Source organism: Nocardia rosealba (assembly GCF_020216065.1).
Taxonomy (GTDB): Bacteria; Actinomycetota; Actinomycetes; order Mycobacteriales; family Mycobacteriaceae; genus Nocardia; species Nocardia rosealba.
Genome location: NZ_JAIWNA010000006.1, coordinates 193,734 through 218,778, shown reverse-complemented (window position 1 = coordinate 218,778; position 25,045 = coordinate 193,734). Strand labels below are relative to the sequence as shown.

General features: G+C 68.2%; 23 protein-coding genes. 13 read left to right on the top strand and 10 right to left on the bottom strand.

Annotation, left to right across the window (positions count from 1 at the left end; all coding sequences use genetic code 11):
• Positions 1 to 26: 26 nt before the first annotated feature.
• A complete protein-coding gene (locus LDL21_RS22230) occupies positions 27 to 1,910 on the bottom strand; it encodes an ABC transporter ATP-binding protein (protein ID WP_225281603.1) in 1,884 nt (627 codons plus the stop codon).
• Between the two features lie 325 nt (positions 1,911 to 2,235).
• On the opposite strand from LDL21_RS22230, the gene LDL21_RS22225 reads away from it, so the two are divergent.
• The 6 genes from LDL21_RS22225 (at position 2,236) to LDL21_RS22200 (ending at position 7,940) form a co-directional block, all read left to right on the top strand.
• The gene (locus LDL21_RS22225; RefSeq protein WP_225281602.1) at positions 2,236 to 5,157 is read left to right on the top strand and encodes an FAD-binding and (Fe-S)-binding domain-containing protein; all 2,922 of its coding nucleotides are present in this window, start codon (positions 2,236 to 2,238) and stop codon (positions 5,155 to 5,157) included.
• 228 nt (positions 5,158 to 5,385) lie between these two features.
• Positions 5,386 to 6,321 (top strand): DNA-3-methyladenine glycosylase family protein, encoded by a 936-nt coding sequence (locus LDL21_RS22220; RefSeq protein ID WP_225281601.1) that lies wholly within the window; start codon positions 5,386 to 5,388, stop codon positions 6,319 to 6,321.
• Positions 6,322 to 6,400: 79 nt separating this feature from the next.
• Entirely contained in the window at positions 6,401 to 7,300 is a 900-nt protein-coding gene (locus LDL21_RS22215; RefSeq protein ID WP_181698578.1) for a helix-turn-helix domain-containing protein, read from the top strand.
• The gene (locus tag LDL21_RS22210) at positions 7,297 to 7,497 is read left to right on the top strand and encodes a DUF397 domain-containing protein (RefSeq protein WP_067497279.1); all 201 of its coding nucleotides are present in this window, start codon (positions 7,297 to 7,299) and stop codon (positions 7,495 to 7,497) included. The genes LDL21_RS22215 and LDL21_RS22210 overlap by 4 nt, the downstream gene beginning before the upstream one ends.
• On the top strand, positions 7,494 to 7,706 hold the full coding sequence (locus LDL21_RS22205) for a DUF397 domain-containing protein (protein WP_067497277.1): 213 nt from the start codon (positions 7,494 to 7,496) through the stop codon (positions 7,704 to 7,706). Before LDL21_RS22210 ends, LDL21_RS22205 begins: the two co-directional genes overlap by 4 nt.
• Positions 7,707 to 7,802: 96 nt before the next feature.
• Complete coding sequence (locus tag LDL21_RS22200; RefSeq protein WP_225281600.1) at positions 7,803 to 7,940, top strand: hypothetical protein; 138 nt, start codon at positions 7,803 to 7,805, stop codon at positions 7,938 to 7,940.
• A gap of 15 nt (positions 7,941 to 7,955) precedes the next feature.
• Here LDL21_RS22200 and LDL21_RS22195 read toward each other — a convergent pair whose 3' ends face one another.
• From LDL21_RS22195 to sdhC, 3 genes are read right to left on the bottom strand one after another with little or no spacing between them, the layout of a single operon-like run.
• The gene (locus LDL21_RS22195; RefSeq protein WP_181698580.1) at positions 7,956 to 8,699 is read right to left on the bottom strand and encodes a succinate dehydrogenase/fumarate reductase iron-sulfur subunit; all 744 of its coding nucleotides are present in this window, start codon (positions 8,697 to 8,699) and stop codon (positions 7,956 to 7,958) included.
• Between the two features lie 2 nt (positions 8,700 to 8,701).
• A complete protein-coding gene (locus LDL21_RS22190; protein ID WP_225281599.1) occupies positions 8,702 to 10,627 on the bottom strand; it encodes a fumarate reductase/succinate dehydrogenase flavoprotein subunit in 1,926 nt (641 codons plus the stop codon).
• Positions 10,628 to 10,656: 29 nt separating this feature from the next.
• On the bottom strand, positions 10,657 to 11,529 hold the full coding sequence (gene sdhC, locus LDL21_RS22185) for a succinate dehydrogenase subunit SdhC (protein WP_255495376.1): 873 nt from the start codon (positions 11,527 to 11,529) through the stop codon (positions 10,657 to 10,659).
• A 167-nt stretch (positions 11,530 to 11,696) separates the two neighbouring features.
• Here sdhC and LDL21_RS22180 point away from each other — a divergent pair, with 167 nt between their 5' ends.
• Positions 11,697 to 12,881, top strand: coding sequence for a thiolase family protein (locus LDL21_RS22180; RefSeq protein ID WP_225281598.1), 1,185 nt, complete (start codon positions 11,697 to 11,699; stop codon positions 12,879 to 12,881).
• A 110-nt stretch (positions 12,882 to 12,991) separates the two neighbouring features.
• Here the strand turns inward: LDL21_RS22180 and LDL21_RS22175 are convergent, their stop codons facing one another.
• The 3 genes from LDL21_RS22175 to LDL21_RS22165 all read right to left on the bottom strand — a co-directional run bounded on the left by LDL21_RS22175 (position 12,992) and on the right by LDL21_RS22165 (position 15,834).
• Positions 12,992 to 13,282: an Rv0250c family protein gene (locus tag LDL21_RS22175; RefSeq protein ID WP_067497270.1), complete on the bottom strand. Its 291-nt coding sequence runs from the start codon at positions 13,280 to 13,282 to the stop codon at positions 12,992 to 12,994.
• 193 nt (positions 13,283 to 13,475) lie between these two features.
• Positions 13,476 to 14,399 carry an alpha/beta fold hydrolase gene (locus LDL21_RS22170; RefSeq protein WP_181698583.1) on the bottom strand — a complete coding sequence of 308 codons (924 nt, stop codon included), beginning with the start codon at positions 14,397 to 14,399 and terminating at the stop codon, positions 13,476 to 13,478.
• 253 nt (positions 14,400 to 14,652) lie between these two features.
• On the bottom strand, positions 14,653 to 15,834 hold the full coding sequence (locus LDL21_RS22165; protein WP_067497266.1) for a DUF8462 domain-containing protein: 1,182 nt from the start codon (positions 15,832 to 15,834) through the stop codon (positions 14,653 to 14,655).
• Positions 15,835 to 15,929: 95 nt separating this feature from the next.
• On the opposite strand from LDL21_RS22165, the gene LDL21_RS22160 reads away from it, so the two are divergent.
• From LDL21_RS22160 to LDL21_RS22145, 4 genes are all read left to right on the top strand, one after another.
• Positions 15,930 to 16,241: a hypothetical protein gene (locus LDL21_RS22160; protein WP_225281597.1), complete on the top strand. Its 312-nt coding sequence runs from the start codon at positions 15,930 to 15,932 to the stop codon at positions 16,239 to 16,241.
• Positions 16,242 to 16,574: 333 nt separating this feature from the next.
• Positions 16,575 to 17,138, top strand: a complete 564-nt coding sequence (locus LDL21_RS22155) for a C40 family peptidase (RefSeq protein WP_067497265.1) — start codon at positions 16,575 to 16,577, stop codon at positions 17,136 to 17,138.
• A gap of 3 nt (positions 17,139 to 17,141) precedes the next feature.
• Positions 17,142 to 17,534 carry an RNA-binding S4 domain-containing protein gene (locus LDL21_RS22150; protein ID WP_225281596.1) on the top strand — a complete coding sequence of 131 codons (393 nt, stop codon included), beginning with the start codon at positions 17,142 to 17,144 and terminating at the stop codon, positions 17,532 to 17,534.
• Between the two features lie 96 nt (positions 17,535 to 17,630).
• A complete protein-coding gene (locus LDL21_RS22145) occupies positions 17,631 to 18,557 on the top strand; it encodes an MBL fold metallo-hydrolase (RefSeq protein WP_225281595.1) in 927 nt (308 codons plus the stop codon).
• A 13-nt stretch (positions 18,558 to 18,570) separates the two neighbouring features.
• On the opposite strand, the gene LDL21_RS22140 is transcribed toward LDL21_RS22145, so the two are convergent.
• Positions 18,571 to 19,500, bottom strand: a complete 930-nt coding sequence (locus tag LDL21_RS22140; RefSeq protein WP_225281594.1) for an NAD-dependent epimerase/dehydratase family protein — start codon at positions 19,498 to 19,500, stop codon at positions 18,571 to 18,573.
• Positions 19,501 to 19,657: 157 nt separating this feature from the next.
• Here LDL21_RS22140 and LDL21_RS22135 point away from each other — a divergent pair, with 157 nt between their 5' ends.
• A complete protein-coding gene (locus LDL21_RS22135; RefSeq protein WP_181698585.1) occupies positions 19,658 to 22,030 on the top strand; it encodes a lysylphosphatidylglycerol synthase transmembrane domain-containing protein in 2,373 nt (790 codons plus the stop codon).
• On the opposite strand, the gene LDL21_RS22130 is transcribed toward LDL21_RS22135, so the two are convergent.
• A complete protein-coding gene (locus tag LDL21_RS22130) occupies positions 22,027 to 22,521 on the bottom strand; it encodes a hypothetical protein (RefSeq protein WP_225281593.1) in 495 nt (164 codons plus the stop codon). The two genes, LDL21_RS22135 and LDL21_RS22130, sit on opposite strands and share 4 nt — an antisense overlap.
• Before the next feature lie 274 nt (positions 22,522 to 22,795).
• Between LDL21_RS22130 and LDL21_RS22125 the strand changes: the two genes are divergently transcribed.
• Complete coding sequence (locus LDL21_RS22125; protein WP_225281592.1) at positions 22,796 to 23,563, top strand: GntR family transcriptional regulator; 768 nt, start codon at positions 22,796 to 22,798, stop codon at positions 23,561 to 23,563.
• On the opposite strand, the gene LDL21_RS22120 is transcribed toward LDL21_RS22125, so the two are convergent.
• Positions 23,555 to 25,000, bottom strand: a complete 1,446-nt coding sequence (locus LDL21_RS22120) for a threonine/serine exporter family protein (RefSeq protein ID WP_225281591.1) — start codon at positions 24,998 to 25,000, stop codon at positions 23,555 to 23,557. The genes LDL21_RS22125 and LDL21_RS22120 overlap by 9 nt on opposite strands.
• Positions 25,001 to 25,045 lie beyond the last annotated feature (45 nt).

Here is a 25,045-nt window from a genome sequence, read left to right as displayed (position 1 = left end):
TGGCTTCCGGCCGAGTGGTGCCTGGGTCAGGCGATGGCGGGGGTCATCGGGTCGTCGGCGAACTGGGTGCGGTACAGCTCGGCGTAGCGGCCGTCGGCGTTGAGGAGGTCGGCGTGGGTGCCGCGTTCGATGATGCGGCCGTCTTCCAGGACGAGGATCTGGTCGGCGGCGCGGATGGTCGAGAGGCGGTGGGCGATCACCAGGGCGGTGCGGCCGGTGAGGGCCTCGGTGAGGGCTTCCTGGACGGCGGCTTCGGAGGTGGAGTCCAGGGAGGCGGTTGCCTCGTCGAGGATCACCACGCGGGGCTGCTTGAGCAGTAGGCGGGCGATGGTGAGGCGTTGGCGTTCACCGCCGGAGAGGCGGTAGCCGCGTTCGCCGACGACGGTGTCGAGGCCGTCGGTGAGCGAGTCGACCAGGTCGCCGAGGCGGGCGCGGTGCAGCGCGTCCCAGAGTTCGTCTTCGGTGGCTTCGGGGCGCGCGAGCAGCAGGTTGGCGCGGATGGTGTCGTGGAACAGGTGCCCGTCCTGGGTGACCAGGCCGACGGCGCGCTGGATCGATTCGGTGGTGAGCTCACGCACGTCGGTGCCGTTGAGCCGGACCGCGCCGGAATCGACATCGTAGAGGCGCGAAACCAGTTGGGCGATGGTCGATTTGCCCGCACCGGAGGAGCCGACGAGCGCGATCAGCTGGCCGGGTTCGGCGCGCAGCGACACATCGTGGAGCACCTCCACCCCGCCGCGCGTGTCGAGCGTCGCGACGTCCTCGAGCGAGGCGAGCGACACCTTGTCGGCCGACGGGTACCCGAAGTGCACGCCGTCCAGTTCCACCGAGACCGGGCCGTCGGGCACCGCGACGGCCCCGGGCGCGTCCTCGATCAGCGGCTTCAGGTCCAGCACCTCGAACACCCGCTCGAAACTCACCAGTGCCGACATGATCTCGAGCCGGGCACTCGCCAGCGCGGTGAGCGGAGTGTAGAGCCTGGTCAGCAGCAGCGACAGCGCGACGACCGACCCGGCGTCGAGGCTGCCCGCCAGCGCGTACCAACCGCCGAGGCCGTAGACCAGGGCCAGCGCCAGCGCCGATACCAGCGTGAGCGAGGTGACGAACGTGGTCTGCAGCATCGCCGTACGCACCCCGATATCGCGCACCCGGGTGGCCCGGACCGCGAATTCCGCCGACTCCTGCTGCGGCCTGCCGAACAGCTTCACCAGGGTGGCGCCGGGCGCGGAGAACCGCTCGGTCATCTGGGTGCTCATGGCCGCGTTGAGCTGGGCGGCCTCGCGTTGCATCTCCGCGAGCCGATTACCCGCGCGCCGGGCGGGGATGACGAACACCGGGAGCAGCACGAGCGCCAGCAGCGTGATCTGCCAGGAGATGCTGAGCATCACCGCGAGGGTGAGCAGCAGCGTCACCAGATTGGTGATCACGCCGGACAGGGTGTCGCTGAACGCGCGCTGCGCCCCGATCACATCGGAGTTCAGCCGGCTCACCAGCGCACCGGTCCTGGTCCGGGTGAAGAAGGCCACCGGCATCTTCTGCACGTGGTCGAACACGGCGGTCCGCAGATCGAGGATCAGCCCCTCGCCGATCCGCGCCGACAACCACCGGATCACCAGCCCGAGCCCCGCGTCGACGATCGCCAACCCCGCGATGGCGAGCGCCAGAATCACCACCGTGCGCGGCGCCGACCCATTCACGATGCCGTTGACCACCTTGCCCGCCAGCACGGGTGTCGCGACGCCGAGCACGGCGGCAACCACGCTGAGCAGCAGGAACGCCGAAATCCGGCGCCGATGTGCCTGCGCGAACAGCAGGATCCGGCGCGCGGTGGCCATGCTGAACGGCCGCTCCTCCTCCGGCGCGTTCATCCGCCGATACATCTGGCTGTAGGCCACGGACTCGATACTCATGTGTGTTCTCCCTCGGCTCCCCGCCCAGTCAACTCCTGCCCACCGACAGTAGAACCTCAAGTTAGGTTGAGAGCAAGCCGAAATTCGGCACCATACACCTGGACCGGGAGGTGGCAGTAACTGCATGGTGCCGAGTGCAGGGGCCTGTGCGGGGTGACCCGCTGCCCCTTCTGCAGGCTGACCGGCCGGTCCTTGCTGAGGCGGGCCTCCCCGGTCGGCTGCGGCGGCACGGCCGGAGCTTGTCGACCCGAGTAGTGCCGAATGGCCCGGCGTGCGTCCGGGTGGGCGCCCGGGCCGAGGCAACTACCGGGAATAGGCTGGACGGGTGACGAGGCGCGTTGATGCGGAGCGGGCGGCCGATGCCTTGCGAGCGCGGGTCGGCTGCGTGGTCGATGTGTCCTCGCGCAGACTGGCCGAGTACTCCTCCGACGCCTCCAACTATCGCGTCCGGCCCACCATGGTCGTGTTCCCGCGCGGCGACGACGATGTGGCGGCGACGCTCGAATTCGCGCGCGAGAACAGCCTGTCCGTGACCCCGCGCGGGGCGGGCACTTCCGTCGCCGGAAACGCGATCGGCCCCGGGATCGTCGTCGACTTCAGCCGCCATATGAATGCCGTGCGTGCGGTCGACGTGGAGTCCGCAACCGCACGGGTCCAACCGGGTCTCGTACTCTCCGACCTCCAAGCCCACCTGCGCCCGCACGGCCTGCGTTTCGGTCCCGATCCCTCCACCCAGGACCGCTGCACCCTCGGCGGCATGATCGGCAACAACGCCTGCGGCCCCCATGCCCTGGCCTGGGGCCGAACCTCCGACACGGTGCGTGAACTGCGCATTCTCGACGGAACGGCCACCGAGCGGCGCTTCGGCACCGGCCCTTCCACGCTTGCGCGGTCGCACGCCGACGGCCGATTGCTGGACAGCGGCCTCCGAACATCCGGGCTTTCCGCGATACCGGGCCTGGCCGAATTCACCCGCGACAACCTCGCGGTGCTGCGGACAGAACTCGGCCGGTTCGACAGGCAGGCGTCGGGATACAGCCTGGAACACCTCTTACCGGAACGAGGTTCGTCGATAGCGAAGGCCTTCGTCGGCTCGGAAGGAACGTGCGGCTTGCTGCTCGAGGCCGAAGTCGAGCTGGCACCCCTGCCGGGCGCGACAGTCCTCACCGTGCTGGGCTACGCCGATATCGCCTCGGCCGCAGACGATATCGCGGCTGTCATGCAGTGCGCACCGATCGCGGTGGAGGGAATCGATGCCGGTCTGGTCGACGTCGTGCGCACCCACCGCGGCACGGTCCCCGACCTCCCACGCGGCCGCGGCTGGCTGTTCGTCGAAACCGCCGGCGCCACACCCGCCGAAGCCCTGGCGGTAGCCCGGCAACTCGTCAGGGAAGCTCACGCCGACGACCACCGCATCGTCACGGATGCCGCTGAGACGAAAGCACTCTGGCGTATCCGGGCCGACGGTGCGGGACTCGCCGGCCGCTCCCCCGACGGCAAGCCTGCCTGGCCTGGTTGGGAGGATGCCGCAGTCCCGCCGGTAAATCTCGGGACCTACCTGCGCGAATTCGCCTCGCTCACCGAAGAATACGACGTATCCGGGCTCCTCTACGGCCATCTCGGTGACGGCTGCATCCATGTCCGCCTCGACTTCCCCATCACCGACGCCCCACAGCGCTTCCGCTCCTTCCTCTTCGACGCGGCGCATCTGGTTGTGCGCCACGGTGGTTCACTGTCCGGCGAACACGGTGACGGCCGCGCCCGCTCCGAACTGCTCGAGGTCATGTACTCACCGGCCGCACGCACCGCCTTCGCCGGCTTCAAATCCCTGTTCGACCCGGACGACATCCTGAACCCGGGCGTGCTGGTCGCCCCGAGCCCCGTCGATACCGACCTGCGCGTAGCCGGTCTGAGCCCGGTCCGCGCCCATGGCTTCGCCCTCCACAACGACAAGGGTGATTTATCCACAGCTGTGCACAGATGTGTAGGAATCGGCAAGTGCCGAGCCGACACCGGTGCATCGGGTGGCTTCATGTGCCCGTCGTACCTGGCGACCGGCGATGAAAAGGACACCACACGTGGCCGCGCGCGGGTCCTCCAGGAAGTGGTCCGTGGGGAACTGGACTGGCGCGCAAAGGAAGTCGAGGAGTCCCTCGACCTGTGCCTGTCGTGCAAAGCCTGCTCCTCGGACTGCCCGGCAGGCGTCGACATGGCCACCTACAAGTCCGAGACGCTCTACCGCCGCTACCGCCGCCGCCTTCGCCCTGTGGATCACTACGTGCTCGGCCAACTCCCGCGCTGGCTCGCCCTGGCTCAACGTGCCCCACGCCTGGTCAACACCCTCGCCGCCGCGACCTTCTTGCGCCGAATCGGAATGCGACTGTCTCGCATAGACACTCGCCGCGAGATGCCGACGCTGGCACCGAAGTCGTTCCGCCGAATATGGTCGACGCTGGGCGGAAACCAGCGCACCGAGCCACTGTCGCGCGCGTTCTCCCCCTTCGCGCAGCTCGCGATCGGCCGGGATTCCGGCACTCAGCCGGGTGAGCGCGGCACCGTCATGCTCTGGATCGACACCTTCACCGACACCTTCGACCCCGAAAACGCCCTCGCCGCAACCGAACTCCTCGAACGGCTCGGCTACCGGGTCGTCGTCCCCGCCACCCGGGTCTGCTGCGGTCTCACCTGGATCAGCACCGGCCAGCTCGACGGCGCCCGCACCCGCCTGCGCGGCACCGTCGACGCGCTCGCCGCGCACGTGGCCGAGGGCGGCAAGGTGGTCGGGCTGGAACCGTCCTGCACCGCCACCCTGCGCGCCGACCTCCCCGAGCTCCTCCCCGACGACCCACGCGCCGCCCGGGTGGCCGCGTCTGTCCGCACGCTCGCCGAATTCCTCCTCGAGCACCCCGACTGGCGCCCGCCCGCCCGGGCCGACACGGTCGTCGTCCAGCCGCACTGTCACCAGCATGCCGTCGGTGGCTTCACCGCCGAACGGACCATCCTCGCGGCGATGGGCGTGACGGTCCGGGAACTGGCCGGTTGCTGCGGGCTCGCCGGAAACTTCGGCATGCAGCACGGCCACTACGACATCTCCGTAGCGGTCGCGAACAATGCTCTGCTTCCGGCGCTGGAAACGCTGGCACCGGACGCGATCTTCCTGGCCGACGGCTTCTCCTGCCGCACCCAGGCCGCCCAGCTGGCCCGCAGACCCGGCCTGCATCTGGCCAGGTACCTGCTGGAACGGTGAGCAGGCTCAGCTGCCGAAGGGCAGGGTGCCCGGCGGGATCTGATACCCGGAGCTGCCTGCGAAGATATTGCCCCATGCGGCGAGCAGCCAGTTGAGCGCGTCCGTGATCATCCGTTGCCTCCTGTGACGAGGGGATGCCGACTGTTTGCCGACGAGGGTTTCATCGTCGCGAATGCGGTCGGTATTACGAAATGGCGTCGCCGGGGGAGAAGGGCGCACAATGGGTCGGTGCGTGACCAGACCCTGAACCCGGACCTGGCCGGGCTGTCGCGGACGGTCCGGTCGAGCAGGCCCTTCGACGTGGGGCTCACGGTGGCGCCCCTGCGCCGGGGAATGGGCGATCCCTGCCATCGCACCGACCCGGACGGCTCGCACTGGCATGCCTCGCGCCTACCGAGCGGCCCGGTCACCTACCGGCTCACCCAGGACGGCCGTGACGGCGTGCACGCGCGCGCTTGGGGCCCCGGTGCCGAGGAGTTCCTCAGCGGCCTGGACCGCATGCTGTGCCTCGAGGAGAACGTCGAGGATTTCGCCCCCGAGCATCCCAAGCTGGTCGAGGCGCACCGCCGCGTCCCCGGCCTGCGGATGCTGCGCACCGGCCTGGTGCTCGAATCGCTGATCCCGGCGATTCTCGAACAGAAGGTGCACACCAAGTCCTCGTTCGCGGCGTACCGCACGCTGGTGCGCGAGTTCGGCACCAAGGCCCCCGGGCCGGGTGACCTGATGATCGCACCGGACGCCGACACCTGGCGGCGGATCCCGTCGTGGAAATTCCATCGCGCCAATGTGGGCCCACAGCGCGCGCAGACGATCGTGCGCGCCGCCCGCGTGGCCGACGCCATCGAACGCACCGCCCGCCTCGACCCGCGGGAAGCGGCGACCCGGCTGCGCAGCATCCCGGGCATCGGCGTGTGGACCGTCGCCGAGACCGCACAGCGCGCGTTCGGTGACGCCGACGCCCTCTCCGTCGGCGACTACCACCTGGCCGCCACCGTCGGCTGGAGCCTGTTCGGGCGCCCCATCGACGACGACGCCATGGTCGCCTACCTGGAACCTCTTCGCCCACACCGGTATCGGGCCGTGCGTCTGCTCATGCTCAGCGGCCAGGCCCACAAACCGAAATTCGGTCCACGCACCCCGATCACCGATCACCGCGACCGCTGATCGATCGGTCCCAATTCACTGCACGGAACCCAAGGGAGAGTGCAGGATTCCCCACAGCGCGAATCGAAGGAGCACGGCTGTGGCCACTGCATCTAACCGAACTCCGGCGGCGTCTACGCTGCCGCGCCGTCAACTCGGCCGCCATCTGCGTGAATGGCGGACCAAGGCGGGCCTGACCATCGCCGAGGCGGCCAAACGTATGGAATGGGGCGCGAGCACCCTGCAACGCCTGGAAAAGGGCCACGCCGACCGCATCCGCACCATCGATATCAACGAACTCTGCCGCATCTACGGCGTCCCGCGCGAGGTGACCGACGGGCTGGCCGGCCTGGCTCAGCAGGCCGCCGTCAAGAGCTGGTGGCACGCATACGGCGACCTCATTCCCGAGAATTTCGACATCTACATCGGATTGGAGGCCTCCGCCCGCAGCCTGCGCACCTATCAATCCGAGCTCGTCCCCGGACTGCTGCAGACCGCCGACTATGTGCGCACGCTGAATCAGCTTGCCTGCCCGAAAGATTCACCCGCCGAACTCGAACGGCGCGTATCGCTGCGCATGCAACGCCAGACCCTGATCGGGCGCGAACACGAACCGGCCGAACTCGATGTCGTTGTGCACGAGTCGGTCTTGCATCGCGTCGTCGGTAATGCCAAGGTGATGGCTGCGCAGTTGCGCCATCTTGCCGATTTCGGTACCCGGGGCAATGTCGCACTGCGTATTCTGCCGTTTGCCGCCGGTGTTCCACTCGGAGTCTCCACCGGACCTTTCACGGTTCTCGAGTTCGGCACCGATGGCAGCGGTAAACCGGTCGAACCACCGGTGGTGTACGCCGAAGGCTTTACCGGCGACCTCTACCTGGAACGACGCACGGATGTCACACGGTACGACCGGGCTCACGAGTGCCTCCGGCGCCATGCGCTGGATTGTCAACCGAGTAGAGACCTGCTCCGGCGGGTCGCGAAGGAGTATGTGGCATGAGTTTCGATCTCGTCGACGCACACTGGTTCAAGAGCACCCGCAGCAGCGCGAACAAAGATTGCGTGGAAGTTGCCTTTCTGTTCGGCGGTCACGTCGGCGTGCGTGACAGCAAGAATCCGGCCGGGCCCGCGCTGGTCTTCGACGGACCGAGCTGGGACGCCTTCACCCGCAGCATCGACACCGGGGTACTGGCGTGAACACCAAACGCGATATCGATCTCACCGGAGCCACCTGGCAGCGCGCCGGCGACGGTGACGACGCGAGCGTCGAGGTGGCAATGCTCGACGAGGGCAACGTAGCCCTGCGTGACGGCAAGAACCCCGACGGCCCGGTGCTCATCTTCACCCCGAGCGAATGGGCGGCGTTCACGGCGGGCGTGCACGACGGTGAGTTCGACCGCCCGTAACGTTTGCCGAATGCCCCCGGTGGGTAATCCTTCTTCATGGACCGAGGGTTGAAGAAAACTGCACCCCGGTACCGGAGGCTGGCGCCTGAGGACGGGGTGGAACGCCTGATCATGATCCTGCTTTTCGCGGTATCGGCGATCGGAATCTACACACTCACCGGATCGTTGCTCGCGGCGCTGTTCATCGGATTACTGGTCGGATCGGTAGCGGTAGGGACCGTGGCTGTCTTGTAGCGGACAGCCACGGTCTCACCGCCGGAACAATTTATTGCCGAGCCAGACAATCGGATCGTATTTACGGTCGACCACCCGTTCCTTGAGCGGAATCAACGCATTGTCGGTGATCTTGATGTGTTCCGGGCACACCTCGGTACAGCATTTGGTGATATTGCAATAGCCCAGGCCCGCGTCCTCCTGGGCGAGTTCGCGCCGGTCGGCGGTGTCGAGCGGATGCATCTCCAGTTCCGCGATGCGCATCAGGTAGCGCGGCCCGGCGAATTCCTGCTTGTTCTCCTCGTGGTCGCGCACCACGTGACAGGTGTTCTGGCACAGGAAACACTCGATGCACTTGCGGAACTCCTGCGAGCGTTCCACGTCGACCTGCTTCATCCGGTACTCGCCCGGCGCGAGGTCCGGCGGCGCGAAAGACGGTATCTCCCTGGCCTTCTCGTAGTTGAACGACACATCGGTGACGAGATCCTTGACCACCGGGAAGGTGCGCATCGGGGTGACCGTGATGACCTCGTCGGGAGCGAACGTCGACATGCGGGTCATGCACAGCAGCCGTGGCCGCCCGTTCACCTCCGCCGAACACGAACCGCACTTGCCCGCCTTGCAATTCCAGCGCACCGCCAGATCGGGGGTCTGGGTGGCCTGCAGGCGGTGGATGATGTCGAGCACCACCTCGCCCTCGTTCACCGCGACGGTGTAGTCCTGCAGGTCGCCGCCGTCGATGTCACCGCGCCAGACCCGGAAACGAGCGTCGTATCCCATGGTCACGCCTTTCCTTCGGCCGCCGGGTGGGCGGCCAATTCTTGCTCGGTGTAGTACTTTTCGAGCTCGGAGAATTCGAACAGGGCCAGCAGGTCCTCGCGCATGGGAGTCTGTTCCTTGCGGGTGACGGTGACGCCGGGCACCAGTCCGCCCGAGCGCCCCGGATCCAGCGCGCAGACCAGCAGCGAATTGCGCCAGGTCGGATCCATGCCCGGGTGGTCGTCGCGGGTGTGTCCACCTCGGCTCTCGGTGCGCAACAGCGCCGCCTGGGCAACGCATTCGCTCACCAGCAGCATGTTGGCCAGGTCGAGCGCCAGGTGCCAGCCGGGATTGAAGTGCCGGTCGCCGACGACGGTGACTCGCGCGTACCGGGCGCGCAGGTCGGCCAGTTTGTCGATGGCCTCGCGCACCTCGTGTTCCTTGCGGATGATGCCGACGAGGTCGTTCATCGTCTCCTGCAGCTCGGCGTGCAGGGTATAGGGGTTTTCGCCTGCGCCGTCCGTCGGCGGATCGAACGGTGCGAGAGCGGTTTTCGACGCCGACTCGATATCGGCGTCGCTCGGTGCGGGGCGCTCGGTCAGCCCGCCGACGTAGGCCGCGGCGCCGAGGCCGGCCCTTCTGCCGAACACCAGCAGATCCGACAGGGAATTCCCGCCCAGCCGATTGGAACCGTGCATGCCGCCGGAACACTCACCGGCAGCGAACAATCCGGGCACCACGGCCGCGCCGGTGTCGGGATCGACCTCGATGCCACCCATCACGTAGTGGCAGGTGGGCCCCACCTCCATCGGTTCGGCGGTGATGTCCACATCGGCCAGTTCCTTGAACTGGTGATGCATCGACGGCAACCGCCGCACGATCTCCTCGGCGGGCATCCGGGACGCGATATCCAGGTACACCCCACCGTGTTCGGTGCCGCGGCCCGCCTTCACCTCCTCGTTGATCGCGCGTGCCACTTCGTCGCGGGGGAGCAGGTCGGGGGTGCGGCGCGCGGAGTCGTTGTCGCGCAACCACTGATCGGCCTCGTCCTCGGTCTCGGCGTACTGGCCCTTGAACACCGGCGGGATGTAGTCGAACATGAACCGCTTGCCCTCGGAGTTCTTCAGCACGCCACCGTCGCCGCGCACCCCCTCGGTGACGAGGATGCCCTTCACACTCGGCGGCCACACCATGCCGGTCGGATGGAATTGCAGGAACTCCATATTGATCAGCGTGGCGCCCGCGCGCAGCGCGAGGGCGTGCCCGTCGCCGGTGTACTCCCAGGAGTTCGAGGTGACCTTGTAGGACTTGCCGATACCGCCGGTCGCGAGCACCACCGCCGGCGCCCGGAACAGCACGAATCGCCCCGACTCCCGGTAGTAGCCGAACGCGCCGGCGATCTTTCCGTCCTCGGTGAGCAGCTCGGTGACCGTGCACTCGGCGAAAACCTTGATCCGCGCCTCGTAATCGCCGGTCGCCGCGTAGTCCTCCTGCTGCAGCGACACGATCTTCTGCTGCATGGTCCGGATCAGTTCCAGCCCCGTCCGGTCACCCACATGCGCCAGACGCGGGTAGGTGTGGCCGCCGAAGTTGCGTTGGGAGATGCGTCCGTCGGGCGTTCGATCGAACAGCGCCCCATAGGTTTCCAGCTCCCACACCCGGTCGGCTGCCTCGCGGGCGTGCAGTTCGGCCATCCGCCAGTTGTTGAGGAACTTGCCGCCGCGCATCGTGTCCTTGAAGTGGGTCTGCCAGTTGTCCTTCTCGTTGGCATTGCCCATCGAGGCCGCGCACCCGCCCTCGGCCATCACGGTGTGTGCCTTGCCGAACAGCGACTTACACACCACCGCCACCGAAAAGCCTTGCTCACGTGCCTCGATCACGGCTCGCAGACCCGCGCCGCCCGCCCCGATCACCACGACGTCGTAGTCGTGCCGTTCCACCTCTGGCATCGAAATGAAGCTCCTCGCGTTGTCGCGGTTCAGTTCACGAACCGCAGATCCGAAATGGTCTGGCTCGCCACCAACATCACGTAGAAGTCGGTGAGGACGAGGGTGCCGAGCGTGGTCCAGGCCAGCGCCATGTGGCGGGTGTTGAGTTTGGACACCTGGGTCCAGAACCAGTACCGCACCGGGTGAGCCGAGAAATGCTTGAGCCTGCCGCCCGCGATGTGCCTGCACGAATGGCACGACAGCGTGTACGCCCACAGCAGGATGACGTTCACCAGCAACACCACATTGCCCAGGCCGAAGCCGAAACCGCCGCCGCTGCCGTGGAACGCCGACAGCGCGTCGTAGGTGTTGATCAGTGAAACGACCAGCGCCACATAGAAGAAGTAGCGGTGCGCGTTCTGGATGATGAGCGGCAGACGTGTCTCACCGCTGTAGCGTGCGTGCGGTTCGGCCACCGCGCACGCAGGCGGCGACATCCACATCGACCGGTAGTAGGCCTTGCGGTAGTAGTAGCAGGTGAGCCGGAACCCGAGCAGGAACGGCAGCACCACGAACCCGAGCGGAATCCACATCGGCAGCTCGGGAAACGGCGTACCGAAATGGCTCGAACCCGGCACGCACGAATCGCTGAGGCAGGGGGAGTAGAACGGCGTCAGATAGTGGTACTCCGGCACCCAATAGGCCGTGCGCACAAACGATCTGACCGTCGCGTAGGCGACGAAGGCGGTCAGGCCGAGGGTGGTGAGCAGCGGCGGCAGCCACCAGCGGTCGGTGCGCAACGTGCGCGCGGCGATACGGGCCCTTGTTCGGCTGAAGACGCCGGTCCCCGCGGCGGGGGTGGTGGTCGGTGCGGCACTCACGGTCGATGCCTCGCTGCTCTGCAGGTGTGCGGCGGCAATCATTCCCCACCGCTGTGGACTGTGATGTGGAGCACCATACGCCTGTGTTCCGGCCGCTCGAGTCGGGTCGCACGCACTCGCCTGCCTCGCATGGCGGTGATCTCTATCACAGCGTTGCGCCTGTGAAGGCGCGTCATGCCCGTGCAACAAACGTGTGGTGCCCTATGGCCATGAGAAGAGCCGCGATCGTGGCGCCGGTCCGTACCCCGAGCGGGGTGGAGGGCGGGGCGCTGTCGGGAATGCCCGCCGAGTGGCTGGCGACGACGGTCCTTTCGGCGGTGATCGAACGCTCCGGCATCGACCCGCTGCGCATCGAGGACGTCGCCATGGCCTGCGTCGACGGCGGTCTGGCGAACGTGCCTGCCGTCGGCGCGCTGGCCGCCCGGGGCGCCGGACTGCCGTTCGCGGTGCCCGGCTTTCTCACCGACCGGCACGGCGGCAGTGGGCTGCAGGCCGTGATCACCGCCGCCATGATGGTGCAGACCGGCGCCGCCGACGTGGTGGTGGCCGGGGGAGTGGAATGCGTGACCACCCCGGCCGGACTACCCGGTGGCGTCGAGGGCCTGCACAATGCCGAGCGGTTGGCGGGCTACTACGGGATCGATCGCACCGCGGCCGACGAGTTCGCCGTGGCCAGCCATCGCAAAGCCGCGCGCGCCTGGCGCCAGGGCGCGTTCGGTGCGGAGGTGGTTCCGGTGGATGTCGGCCCGGGACACGGTGGGCACCAGATCGGCCGCGATGAAGGCGTGCGCGACGACCTGTCCACGCACACCCTGGCCGGCCTGCGACCCCTGCTGCCCGACGGCGTGGTGACGGTGGGGAACATGAGTAGCCATCGGCTCGGTGCGTCGGCCTGCCTGGTCGTCGCCGAGGACCGGCTCACCTCGCTCGGCCTGACCCCGATGGCCTTCCTCGCGGGCTGGGCCGCCGCGGGCTGTGACACCTCGGGTCCCGCGCTCGGCGCCGCACCGGCTGTCGCCAAACTGCTCGGCCGCACCGGTCACACACTCGACGATGTCGATCTGCTCGAGATCAACGAGGGCTACGCGGTGGAGGTGCTGGCACTGGCCACCGCCTGGGAACTCGACCCACTCGACCGCCTCAATGTGAACGGCTCCGACATCGCGCTCGGTCACCCGGTCGGTGCGACCGGCCTGCGGATCATGACCACGATGCTGCACGAACTCGGCCGCACCGGTGGGCGATTCGGGTTGGAAGCCATCGCCCTCGGCCACGACCACGGCATTGCCGCGCTGTTCGAATCGGTCGAATCCGACGAGCCGGTGGAGACCCCACGCGGCGCCCGCTTCCATGGTGTCCGCGGCGGTCGCCGATTGGGTAGACACCGCGCCTGACCGGTCGGCCTGCACCGCGGGCGAGCCACACGCGGCAGTGTGTCAGGCCCGTGCACCGCGGACAGGGATCGGCGCGGCAACCCGGAGGCTGCCGCGCCGAGGTCGTGCTCCTACTTGGTCCTGGGCCGCGAGTGGAAGCCGAGGCCCTCGTCCTGCGCACCCATCCAGGCCGCCTCGTCGGACTTGCTGTCGGGAACATAGATCGGTTCCGCCCGGCGCGGTACGGCCAGTTCCGGCGGGGGCGCCTGCTCGAAGTCCTCGGCGTCGATGACGAGCCGCTCGAGGTCGTTCTCCAACCGGCGCACGGTGGCCGCGTCGCCGTAGTTGGAGCGCAGTGCGCCGATCGATTGCCGGAGTTGGCCGACCGCGTAGCGCAGTTCCGCGATATCGCTGCGTGTCATCGTTACCTCCTGGGTATATGGCGGGCATACCGACTCGCCGGATCACGGGCACGCCCGAAAAGCTCCCGGGCCGCACTGCACCGAGCCGTGTGACTCACCACACAACGTGATCTCCACCACAGTAACTGATCTTTTCGGTTTACGCCCGAAGTTGCTGGGGATTCGGCGGTTGCCGTCGGATAACTGTTGGATGTCAGCCCGCGATGGCGTAGCGGTTGTGAATGCTCACACCCGAGCGCTCGACCAGCGCGGCGATGGCGTGGGCCACCTCCTCGGCGTGTTCGAGAATCACGCTGTGACCGGCACCTTCGATCCGCACCAGCTCGGCACCGGCCAGTTCCGAGGCCAGCGCGATCGAATGCGTGAACGGCACCATCAGGTCGGCGGACCCGGCGAGCACCAGCGCGGGCAGGTCGCCGAAGCGGCGCAGGGTGTGCGCCTCGTCGAAAGTGAGCAGCGAGTTCAGGAAGCCCGCCATGGTGAGCAGGGCGGTCTCGTTGAGGATCGCCGTGGCGATCGCCGTCGTGCGGGTGCGCTCCCGGCCCTCGCGGATCAGCGGCCCGAACACCCAGCGTGACAGGCGCTTCGAGGCCTGCATCACCCGTGGCGCGTGGACCACCGCACGCTGCAGGGAGGCGACGGCGTGCCGGTTGAGCAGTCTGCCGAGCCCCAGCTCGGTGAGCCCGCCCGCCGCGCCCGCGATGAGGCCGACGCCGGTGACCCGCGTACCGATGGTCTCCGGGTACAGCCGGGCGTAGGCGAGCAGCACCATCGCGCCCATCGAGTGCCCGACCAGCACCACCGGGCCGGCCGGTGCGATCGTGCGCAGCACCGCGTCGAGGTCGGCGGCGAGCTGGTCGATGGTGTAGGTGTCGTGGTGGGCGTGGCCGGATTCGCCGTGGCCGCGGTGGTCGTAGAAGACCATCTTGGTGTCGGAGCTCCATCGGGTGTGCAGCTGTTCGCGCAGGCGGGCCCACGATTCGGTGTGCAGGCAGTGGCCGTGCACAAAGACGACGGTCATGGGGGCGTCGGGGGAGCCGTAGGTGCGGGTGGCGATCGGCGTGCCGTCGTCGGCGACGACGGTGCAGCGGCGGGCCTCGGCCGTTGTGGTGTCCATGGGCTGGGCCTCCTGGTCGACTGCGTGCGCGGGCTGTGGTGGTGTTTCGACCTAGGTAGCCCTGGCGTTAACCGGGCATGCCTCGCGTTATTCAGCCGATGCGCAAAAGACTCCGGCGTGGCCGTTCTTGTGATCGCAGGAAGCTCTAAAGGAATCTAGGGTTTCGTCCAGAAACCCGAAGACGAGTGTCGAGAGGGCCTTCGTCAGCTCTTTATACCGATATCTAGCAAAATGGCTATAGAGCTGGATACTTCTATACGCTGCGCAGATAGCGCCCGAAATGCGGAACGGTGAAGCCGATCGTCCCGCGCTCGGCGGAGTAGATCAGGCCCTTCTTGATGAGCCCGTCGCGGGCAGGGGAGACCGAGGCGGGCTTACGGCCCAGCTCGGCGGCGACCGCGGCCGTGGCGACCGGGCCGTCGTCCCCGGCCAGATCGGCCATCGCCCGCATGTACTCGCGCTCCGCGGGGGTCGCGCGTTCGTAGCGTGAACCGAAGAAGCCGACGGCAAGTTCCTCCTCGGCGGCGGGGGAGGCCACGGCCACGTCCTCGGCCGTGATCGGGCTCTCGGGCGCCTGGTCCCAGGCCGCCTTCCCGTACGCCTGCACGAAATACGGGTAACCGTCGGCCCTTTGGTACAGCGAATCGAGCGCCTCGGAGGTGAACTTCACCTCCTCACGCTCGGCGGGCGCGATGAGCGCCTGATCCGCCGACTCCCGGTCGAGCCGATCGATGCGGTGATAGCTGAACAGACGCTCGGAATAGCTCTTCGACGCCGACAGCACCGCGGGCAGGTGCGGCAGACCCGCACCGACCACGATCAACGGCGCGGCATCCTGGCTCAATTCATGGCAGGCGCCGCAGATCGCCGACACATCGGCGGGCCCCAGATCTTGCATCTCGTCGATGAATATGCCGATGCCCACGCCGATCGCGGCGGCGAGGGCGGCGGCCTCCTTGAACAACTCGATCAGATCGATCTCGATATCGCCGGAATCGGCCCGGCCGGTCACCGCGGGCACATCGATACCGGGCTGCCAGCGTTCCCGCATGCCCTTGTCGGCGGTGGCGCGCAACGCGAAAGCCTTGAGGATGCCGAGGAAATCGTCGACCTGTTCCGGATTGCGATGCGCCATCGCGACCGCGCGCACCGCCATGTGCAGCGCCGAGGACAGCGGCCTGCGCAGATCCTGATCGGGCCGTGCCTCGATCTTGCCGGTACCCCAACCGCGCGACACCGCGGCCGACCGAAGCTGATTGAGCAGCACGGTCTTTCCCACTCCACGCAGCCCGGTGAGCATCACACTGCGCTCCGGCCGCCCGCGCGCCACCCGTTCCAGGACGATGTCGAAGGCGGCGAGTTGCTTGTCGCGCCCGGCCAATTCGGGCGGACGCTGACCGGCGCCGGGAGCATAGGGATTGCGCACGGGGTCCATGCCTGGCAACCGTAGCGCGTGTGCACGGCAGAATCTCGGTAACTCTGTGCCGTGTCCTAGATACTGCTAGCGAACCCGAGAAAGAACGGAGCCCGATGTTCGAGGAGCCAAGCTCGGAGCAACCATCGCGAGACGAGGACGCCACGTCACCGGTCTACCTGACGCCCGCCCAGATCGTCGCCGGCTGGCGGGTGCCACCCGGCGCGCACCGGGCCGACACCATCAAGCGTGGCGTGCTGGCCGCCCTCGCGGCGGGAACCGGCGACATGAACCCCGTGGAGGCCGTCGCCCACATCGCCATCGGTCCGGTCGTCGCGGCGCTGGGCCGCCTCGAGGCCGACCTCGCCGATGCCCGCAGCCGCATCGCCGAACTCGAACAGGCGCTGCGCGACCGCGACGGGCAGTGACATCGAGAGACCGCGCGACATCGGGAGACCGGACCGTTATCCCTCTCGACACGCCGTGGCAGCGCGCTGAACAGGGCTTTGGCGGCAGCGGGAAAACAACTTGCGGGCACCGCTGGACACCGTGGATCACAGGCCGTAATCTTCTCGTGACTTAGTGGAGTCTGTCGCTTCGTCAGAGAAGCGGCGCCACGGGTCACCGCCGAATAGTCGTGTTTCCCAAGCGAACACGACAGCGCGGCGGGTGAGCAGCAAGATCGGAGACTCGTCTCGGTGGGTAAACACAGCTTGCAGCGGGATTCTCGTCTGCCGAATTCCGTCAAGGGTGCACTCGTCATGGGTGCGGTGGCCGCCACAACCGGTGCGATGCCAGCGATTTCGCAGGCCGCCACGATCAACATTCCGGGCCTCGGCAATTTCGATCTGCCGCCCGAACTCGAACAGCCCGCCCAGCAGGTGGAAAAGCAGCTGCAGTCCATGGTCGCCCCGCAGGGCCAGGCCGCGCCGCAGCTGCCGAGCGTGCAGTTCGACAACCCCTTCGAGCAGCAGCAGCAGTCGGCGGGCAACATCGCCCTCGACGCCGCGCGCAGCAAGCTCGGTGCCTCCTACAACTGGGGCGCCGCGGGCCCGTCGAGCTTCGACTGCTCCGGTCTCGTGCAGTGGGCCTACCGCCAGGCCGGTGTCGAGCTGCCCCGCACCAGCTTCGAGCAGTCCCACGTGGGTGCGCCCGTATCCTTCGACAACCTGCAGGCCGGTGACATCGTCATCACCAACGGCGGCGGCCACGTCGGCATCTACGCGGGCAACGGCCAGCTGTTGAACGCCGTGCAGTCGGGCACCCCGGTGTCCTACACCCAGCTCTCCGCCGACGACGTCGTAACGGCACGCCGTATCGTCTAAGGGGTGTCCCCAGCGGAACAACGATCACCCGACCAGGCCCGCGTCGATGCGTGGACCTGGTCGGTTCGTCTGTTCAAGACCAGGTCGGCGGCGGCCGATGCCTGCCGCGCCGGGCACGTGCGCGTCAACGGGGTGACGGTGAAACCGGCCCAGCCGGTGCGTCGCGGTGACGAGATCAGGATCCGGCATGCCGGGACCGAACGCATCGTCGTGGTCGAGCAGATCATCCACAAGCGCGTCGGCCCACCCGTGGCCGCCCAGTGCCTGATCGACCGCAGTCCACCGCCCCCACCGAAGGAAGTCCTGGCCACCTTGCCGCGCCGCGATCGTGGTGCGGGCAGGCCGACGAAACGCGAACGCCGCGAGACGGACCGGCTGATGGGACGCATCGACTGATAGCCCGGTATTCGCTGGATGTGGATGCGGAATCATTGCGGTGGTCGGTCGTCACCGCCATCGCCTACGGTGGCACTCATGGGTGAGCACAGAGCTATGTTGACGACGCTTCTCACCTGTGGTGTCGCCGCGATCGCCTCGGGCCCACGGCTGCTGTGGCCGCGCGGCGCCGACACCCGCTTCCTCGCCGCACTCGAGCAGGCGCCGCTGCCACCGGCCCGGCACACCGTCTCGCTCGCCGCGCTCACCCAGGCCGATTTGTCGGCACCGACTGCGGCGGTCGTCGAGGGCACCCGGACGTTGCGCTGCACCCCACTCACCATGTCGGCCTTCCTGATCCGCCACCCCGAGGCCACCTTCCTGGTCGACCCCGCCCTCTGTGCCGGTGTGCACCAGCGGGTGCTGCCCGAACTCGCCTTCCCCATCGCGCATGTGGTCGCCCTCGACGATCCCGTGCGCGGTCTGAGCGAGGCGCTCGCCGACCACGAACTCACCGGCGCCGACATCGACTTCGTGCTACCGACCCACCTGCACTGGGATCACGTCTCCGGGCTCTACGAGTTGCCCGGCTGGGTGCCGATCCGCGTGCCGGGAGCCGAATACCGCTGGGCCATGGGCGATTCCGGTGCCCCGTTCGCCGTGGCGCGTGGCCCGCTGCGTGGACGGGTGTTCGACCTGTACGACCTCGACGGCCCACCGGTACTCACCTTCCGTCGCAGCCACGACCTGTTCGGCGACGGTTCGGTCCTCATCGTCGACCTGGTCGGCCACACGCCCGGCAGCGTCGGTGTACTCCTGGCCGTGGACGACGGCAGCCGTGTGCTGCTGGCGGGCGACGCGGTGTGGAGCAGGCGGCAGATCGAACTGATCCGCGAAAAGGCGCCGATCCCCGGCGATTTCGTCGATCACGACCGCACAGCCGCGTTCGAGACCATCCACCGCCTGCACGCCCTGCCGCCGGAGATCGAAGTGATCCCCGCCCACGACCGCGCCGCCGTCAACGCCCGCGTCACCGCATCCTGACCGCGCGAGCAGGTCAACGGGCCGCGAGTCCTTCGGCGACGCTGGAATACCTGGGCTGCCAACCCAATTCCGCGTGCGCGAGTTCGCTGGATATCCGCATCGACGTATCACCCATCAGCGCGGCGATATAGGGCACACCGAGCCGGATCAGCCACAGCGGCAACCGGATCGGCCGCGGCGCCTGCTTGCTGTGCCGCACCAGACGGAAGAACTCACCCCAGGTGATCGGGGTGTCGTCGGCCAGGTTGTAGGCGCGACCGGCGACCCCGCGTTCCAGCGCGGCCACCGTCGCGGCGGCGGCGTCCTCGGTGTGCAGCCAGCTGTTCACCCCGCCCTCTCCGCGCGGCCCCACCGGCTGATGCTTGCGCATCATGTCGCCGAACAGGTCGCTGAACGCGCCCGGACCGTAGAACAGCCCGTAGCGCAACGCGATCGCCTCGAGGCCGGGCGCCGCGAACGCCTGCTCCTCCGCCGACACGCACGCCCGCACGACTTCGTCGGCCACGCCGCCGTCGTACACACCGAACGTGTCGCGCTCGGTGAGCGGAACCGTGCCGTGGTCGCGGTAGCCGTAGCCGAGGATCAGCGACTGGGTGAGAAAGCGCCGCGCACCGACCAGCTCGGCCGCCTCGAGCAGATGGGCGGAACCGACCGTGCGCAACAGGCCGGTCGGATCGTCGGCGGGGATGCGGCGCTGGGGCTTGGCATCGCGCAGCGCGGTGGCCTGATGGATCACCGCGTCGGCGCGCAGACCGTCCAGCGCGCGCAGCAGTGCGTCGCGGTCGAGGACATCGGCGGTGACGGGTTCGGCACCGAGTTCGCGAACCAGCCCGTGGTTGGCCGGGTTGCGCACGATGGCGGTGACAGCGTGCCCGTGGGCGGTGAGTGCGCGGATCAGAGGGCGCCCGATGGCACCGGTCGCCCCGGCGAGCAGAACCTGCATGATCGTTCCTTCCGATGAGGTAGTTCCTTGCTTCCTGGACGGGACGCGGCGTCGTGATGTGACGGTCTGTGACCCGGTTCACGCTGGTCAAAGGCGACTACGAGATTGGGTGATGTCACGGCGGTTCCACGGCGTGTCGGTGTGTATCGTGCGGCTCATGCGAGTCGACGGGCGGGAGATCCCGGTCACGGGGAGTCTCCTGCAGCCGAGGATCAGGCGGACGAGTGACATCGTCCGCGTGGTCGCGGCGTCGTTGGGCGTCGGCGTCGTGGTGGCGGGTTCGCTCATCACCCGGCCCGAATGGCTGGCGCTGGAACGGTCCGTCGCCAAGATCGTCGACTTCCTCAGTCCCGAGCAGTCGACGCTGGTCTATCTGATCTACGGGATGCTCATCCTGGCGTTGCCGTTCGCCATCTTCATCGAACTCGTGGTGCGCCGGCAGTGGAAACTGCTGTTCGGCTACGGCGCGGCGGGATTGCTCGCGGTGCTGGCCCTGTCGATCACCGGGGCGGGCATCTCCACGCCCAAATGGCATCTGCCGGTGCCCGACCGGTTCGACACGTTCCTTTCCCAGTTCCTCGACGATCCGCGCTGGATCGCGATGCTCGCCGCCATGCTCACCGTGTCGAGCCCGTGGTTGCCGGTGCGGCCGAGGCGCTGGATGTGGTTTCTGCTGCTGATGTTCGCGCCGATCCACCTGGTGGTGAGTTCGGTGGTGCCCGCGCGGGCGATGCTCGGTCTGGTCGTCGGCTGGCTGGTCGGCGCCGTGATCGTCTGGCTGGTCGGCACACCCGCACTCGAGGTGCCCCTCGACGCCGCCGTGCGGGTGCTGGCCGAACGCGGCTACACGGTGAACTCGTTCCGGGTGGTCCGCCCCGCCGGTCGCGGGCCGCTGCTGCTCGCCACCGCCGTCGACGGGCCCGAATCCGAACTCATCGTCGAGCTGTACGGCAAGAACCAGCGCAGTTTCGGCGCCATCCGCCAGCTGTGGCGCTGGCTCACCTTCCGCTCCAGCGAGACCGCGCCACTACACGGCTCACTGCACCGCGCGGTGGAACATCGCGCGCTGCTCGGTATCGCCATCGGCGATCTCGGCATGGCCTCGGCGCATCAGGTCGCGGTGGCGAGCCTGAACCGTGGCTGGATGCTGTACGCGCACACCGTCCCTCGCGGAACCCCCTTGCGCAAGCTCTCCGCGCAGGTGCTGCCCGGGGTGTGGCGCTCGCTGGTCCGCCTGCACGACAACCAGATCAGCCACGGCGACCTGCGCCCCGACCATGTGCGAATGTGCCAGGGCGACACCCTGTTCAACGGTTTCGCCGCCGCCGAATTCGGGGCGTCGGACTCCCAGCGCCAAACCGACATCGCGCAGCTGCTCGTGTCGACCACCGCGCTGTTCGGCAAGCACGAGGCCGTGTCGGCGGCCGTCGCCGTACTCGGCGAGAGCGCCGTCGTCACCGCCGCGGGCAGGCTCACCAAATCGGCCATGCCGGCGGGCATCCGCAAGACGGTGCCGAAGTGGGCCAAGGTGATGGCCACCGCGCGGGAAGAGGTGCGGGAGCAGACCGGTCACGACCGCATCGGCTCCGAACAGCTCACCCGGTTCACCCGCAATCAGGTGATCCAGCTGGTGCTGCTCGTCGCGCTCGTCTACGTTGCCTACCCGTTCTTCAGCCAGGTGCCCACGTTCTTCAGCCAGCTGCGCACCCTGAATTGGTGGTGGGCGCTGCTCGGTCTGGTCATCACCGCGTTCACCTACGTCGGCGCGGCGGCCGCGCTCGGCGCCTGTGCCGATGGGCTGGTCCGAGTCCGTGACCTGTTCCTCGAACAGTTCGCCAACACCTTCGTCGCCACCACCACCCCGGCCGGTGTCGGCGGACTCGCCCTGAGCGTGCGGTTCCTCGTACAGGCGGGCATGTCGACCGCGCGGGCCACCGGCGCTGTCGCCCTGCAGCAGTCCATGCAGGTGCTCACCCACCTGGTGCTGCTCGTCGTGTTCAGTGTCGTCGCTGGCACTTCGACCAACCTCGCCCACATCGTGCCCGACGCCACCGTGCTGTACCTGGCCGCCGGGGTGGGCGTCGGGTTGATCGGCGCGTTCATGTTCGTGCCGAAACTGCGCCGCTGGGTGAACCATTCGGTGTGGCCGCAGATCCGGGAGGTGGTGGGCGAGGTCGTCGCGCTCGCCCGCAACCCGATGCGGTTCTCCGTGATCGTCGGCGGGTCGGCGGTGATCACGCTCGGTAAGGCGTTCGTGCTGTGGGTGAGCGTCGAGGCCTTCGGTGGCGGAACCGATTTCGTGGCCGTCACGATCGTCACCATGATCGGCGGCACCCTCGCCTCGGCCGCGCCGACCCCCGGCGGTGTCGGTGCGGTGGAAGCGGCCCTGATCGGTGGTCTGGCCGCCTTCGGGGTGCCCGCCGAGATCGCGGTGCCCGCCGTGCTGCTCTATCGCGTGCTCACCTGCTGGATCCCGGTGGCGCTCGGCTGGCCGATCATGCGCTGGATGGGCGAGAAGAACATGATCTAGTTCGCCCGCAGCGCGATGGTGAGCCCGTCTTTCTCGCAGACCGACGGGACGGCCGGGTCGGGCTGGGCGTGGCAGCTCCAGCCGTCGACCTCGAGCTCGTCGGACGGTTGGATCGTCGTCACGTAGGTGGCGGCGACGTCGATCGCCTCGGTGCAGCCGGGTCGGCCCGCAGGCGAGCCGACGGCGATCACCGTGCGGGTGCCGCCGACAGCGTCGGTGACCGGCCCGCAGTCCACGTCCTCGACGGGCTCGTCGGGGGCCGCGCTCGTGGTCCTCGACGCGGTGGCAGTCGCCCTGGTCGTGCTCGATGCCGCTGCGCGGGTCGACTCGACGATCTCACTCGGCGGGGCGATCACCTGGGCCGATGTGGTCGGCGCGACGGTGCTGCTCGGGTGTGCGGACCGATTGCCGGAGTCCTCACCACAGCCGGACGATCCGGCGATCACGGTGAGCGCGGCGACCGCACACGCGACGAAATGAATCTGCTTCAACGCATCCTCCAGAGTCTGGGGTCCCGCCGATACGTGCGCATTCAATCACGATGCGGCGCAACGCTGTCTGATCCGCGCGCAGCCGAATCGGGAATTCTCGCTGCCCGAATCGACGGTTGCCTGCCGGTCGCTGAACATGCCGGTCGGTCGGATCGGTTTGCTGATCGGCCGGGGTGGGGAATCACCGCGAGGATTGCCGACCGTGCCAAGCGTCGTGTCCAGCGCCTAAGCTGTCTGGGACGTAGCCGGATCATGACCGAGAGGTGTTTCTTCGATGGGATCCCGGACGGTGGTCGCCGACGTCGCCGACGAGCTGGCCCGCCGTGTCGCCACCGGCGAGTACCGGCCGGGCGAGCTCATGCCCTCGGTGCGCCAGGTCGCGGACGAATTCGGGATGAACCGGGCCACCGCCCAGCTCACCCTCGGCAGGCTCGAGTCCTACGGCTTCGTCGAGGCGCGCCGCGGCAAGGGCTTCACCATTCGCGATGTGCGCTCCGAAGGCGGGATGGACGCCTACCGGCACCTGTTCCGCTTCTCCCTGTCGGCGCCGGAGATCGCGGCGGAGATGTTCGCCGACATCGTCGAGGTGGAACGCGGCATCGTGCTCGAGGCCTTGCTCACCTACACCGGCGCGGCGAAAACGCTCGACCACCGCGAACTCGCCGCAACCGTCGACGAGCTGGAGGCGCTCGCCCGCCACACCGTGCCCGACTATCCGCGCATCATCGCCACCGAGATCGCCCTGATCCGGCGGATACTCGGTGCGCTCGGGATGAGCATGCAGCGCGCGGTGCTCAACACGATCGGCGACATGGTCGCCGAGGTGCCCGAGGCGGTCACCGCCTACTTCGCCGTCGCCGCCGACCTGCACGTGCTCGTCTGGCGTGCGCTGCTCGCGGTGTGGGAGTCGGGCTCCGAGCCGACAGAGGCGCAATCGGCCCTGTTCGTCGACCTTTTCGCGCTGTACCACGAGAAGGTGATCGCCCGGTTCGACGATCTGCTCGGCATCACCGCCCCCGCGGCCGAGGCCGAATCAGCCTGAGCTGTCTGGGTCGCCGTGGCGGCGGGCGTCGGCGGCGTGCCGCGCGTCGGCCGTGTGATGCCACGGCAGGTGCGCTCTCGGCACGATCGAATCGAGGATCGGTCCGACGTGCGGCGGGTAGGAGGCCCGCAGGCCCGAACCGACCATCACGCCGAGCGCGATCGACATCACCGACAGCAATGCCGAGGCAATCACTTCCAGGCCGCCGCTCGCGGCACCACCATGGGTGCGCAGCACCAGCTCCGAGATGCCGGTGAGGCTGATGCCGCCGGGCACGAGCATCCAGAACGCGGGCAGGAAAGCCACCTGCGTCGGCGGTGCGTTCTTGCGGTTCCGGATCAGATAGGCCGCGGGCACGGCGACGAGACCGCCGAGAAACGTGCCGGTCAGCGGGCCCGACAGCGCCTTACCGGCGAACTGCGCGAGATAGGTGATGTAGAGGACGAGCAGCAGCCAGCCCACCGAATTCTGCGGCGCGCTCGACCGCCACGAATGCCCGTACCCGATCAGCAGCACCCCGAGCAGTGGTGCCCACCAACCCAATTGGGCCGAACTCACCGGGACCGTTTGTAACTGCCCGAGCAGACTGATACCGACGAACAGCCCGAAAGCCAACAGGAACAGCATGTTGATGCCGTAGACCAGCCGGCTGGCACCCGCCACCATCGACCCCGTCGACAGCTCGATCGTGCCGTTGGTGAGCATCGCCCCGGGCAGCAGCGTCGCCACGGCGGGGATCAGTAACTGCTGCGGCTGGCCACCGGCCAGCGCGCCGGGGAACCCGAACGACAGCATCGCGACCACGGCCGCCGCGACCACCGGCAACGACGACTTCAACAGCCGGAATCGGTCGGCCAGCTGGGTGAGCAACCCGACGATCAGCCCGAGCACCACGTACCCGACCAGTGCCCGCGCCCCGGGATTGAGCATCATGCCGATACCGACTGTCAGCACCACGTGACCGAGCAGGATCACCAACGGCGGACTGCCCGGTTTCGCCGACAGGATCTCGTCGAGGTCGGCCGATGCCTCGGCCGGCGGCGGCGCGTCCTGCTCGATCTTGTCGATGAGCTTGTAGAGCCCGGCGATCTGGTCGAGCGGCAGGGTGCCGACCCGCGCGTCGAGCATGTCGACCGCGGATCCCTCGTGCGTGCGAACGCGCACGAACACCGCCGTGGGCAGCACCATGAAATGGATGTTGTCGGTGGCGTATCGCTTGGACAGCCGGTCGAGGATCTGCTGCACGCCCTGGGAGGTCTCGCCCGAGCCGACCAGCGCCACGCCGAGGCGGCACAGCAGGTTCAGCAGATCGGCCGGTACCGGTGGGTCGTCCACCGGCGCCGGCCGGCCGGGGTACTGCGCGCGGGTGGTCGCCACTGCCTCGGCGACTCGCTTGCGCGCCGCCGCCCACGTGCTGATCCTGTGTTCGGAAGCCATGTCACCGCCGTCCGCAACCGTTGGGCACTGTGCACCTGGGTGAGA

What these genes read in the sequence shown, in the direction of transcription:
- LDL21_RS22170 (WP_181698583.1), bottom strand. Translation starts at nt 14,399, where the DNA reads ATGGACACCACAACGGCCGAGGCCCGCCGCTGCACCGTCGTCGCCGAC.
- sdhC (WP_255495376.1), bottom strand. Translation starts at nt 11,529, where the DNA reads ATGATTGCCGCCGCACACCTGCAGAGCAGCGAGGCATCGACCGTGAGT.
- LDL21_RS22175 (WP_067497270.1), bottom strand. Translation starts at nt 13,282, where the DNA reads ATGACACGCAGCGATATCGCGGAACTGCGCTACGCGGTCGGCCAACTC.
- LDL21_RS22160 (WP_225281597.1), top strand. Translation starts at nt 15,930, where the DNA reads ATGTTCGAGGAGCCAAGCTCGGAGCAACCATCGCGAGACGAGGACGCC.
- LDL21_RS22230 (WP_225281603.1), bottom strand. Translation starts at nt 1,910, where the DNA reads ATGAGTATCGAGTCCGTGGCCTACAGCCAGATGTATCGGCGGATGAAC.
- LDL21_RS22135 (WP_181698585.1), top strand. Translation starts at nt 19,658, where the DNA reads ATGCGAGTCGACGGGCGGGAGATCCCGGTCACGGGGAGTCTCCTGCAG.
- LDL21_RS22195 (WP_181698580.1), bottom strand. Translation starts at nt 8,699, where the DNA reads ATGGGATACGACGCTCGTTTCCGGGTCTGGCGCGGTGACATCGACGGC.
- LDL21_RS22140 (WP_225281594.1), bottom strand. Translation starts at nt 19,500, where the DNA reads ATGCAGGTTCTGCTCGCCGGGGCGACCGGTGCCATCGGGCGCCCTCTG.
- LDL21_RS22190 (WP_225281599.1), bottom strand. Translation starts at nt 10,627, where the DNA reads ATGCCAGAGGTGGAACGGCACGACTACGACGTCGTGGTGATCGGGGCG.
- LDL21_RS22155 (WP_067497265.1), top strand. Translation starts at nt 16,575, where the DNA reads ATGGGTGCGGTGGCCGCCACAACCGGTGCGATGCCAGCGATTTCGCAG.
- LDL21_RS22120 (WP_225281591.1), bottom strand. Translation starts at nt 25,000, where the DNA reads ATGGCTTCCGAACACAGGATCAGCACGTGGGCGGCGGCGCGCAAGCGA.
- LDL21_RS22165 (WP_067497266.1), bottom strand. Translation starts at nt 15,834, where the DNA reads ATGGACCCCGTGCGCAATCCCTATGCTCCCGGCGCCGGTCAGCGTCCG.
- LDL21_RS22180 (WP_225281598.1), top strand. Translation starts at nt 11,697, where the DNA reads ATGAGAAGAGCCGCGATCGTGGCGCCGGTCCGTACCCCGAGCGGGGTG.
- LDL21_RS22125 (WP_225281592.1), top strand. Translation starts at nt 22,796, where the DNA reads ATGGGATCCCGGACGGTGGTCGCCGACGTCGCCGACGAGCTGGCCCGC.
- LDL21_RS22145 (WP_225281595.1), top strand. Translation starts at nt 17,631, where the DNA reads ATGTTGACGACGCTTCTCACCTGTGGTGTCGCCGCGATCGCCTCGGGC.
- LDL21_RS22210 (WP_067497279.1), top strand. Translation starts at nt 7,297, where the DNA reads ATGAGTTTCGATCTCGTCGACGCACACTGGTTCAAGAGCACCCGCAGC.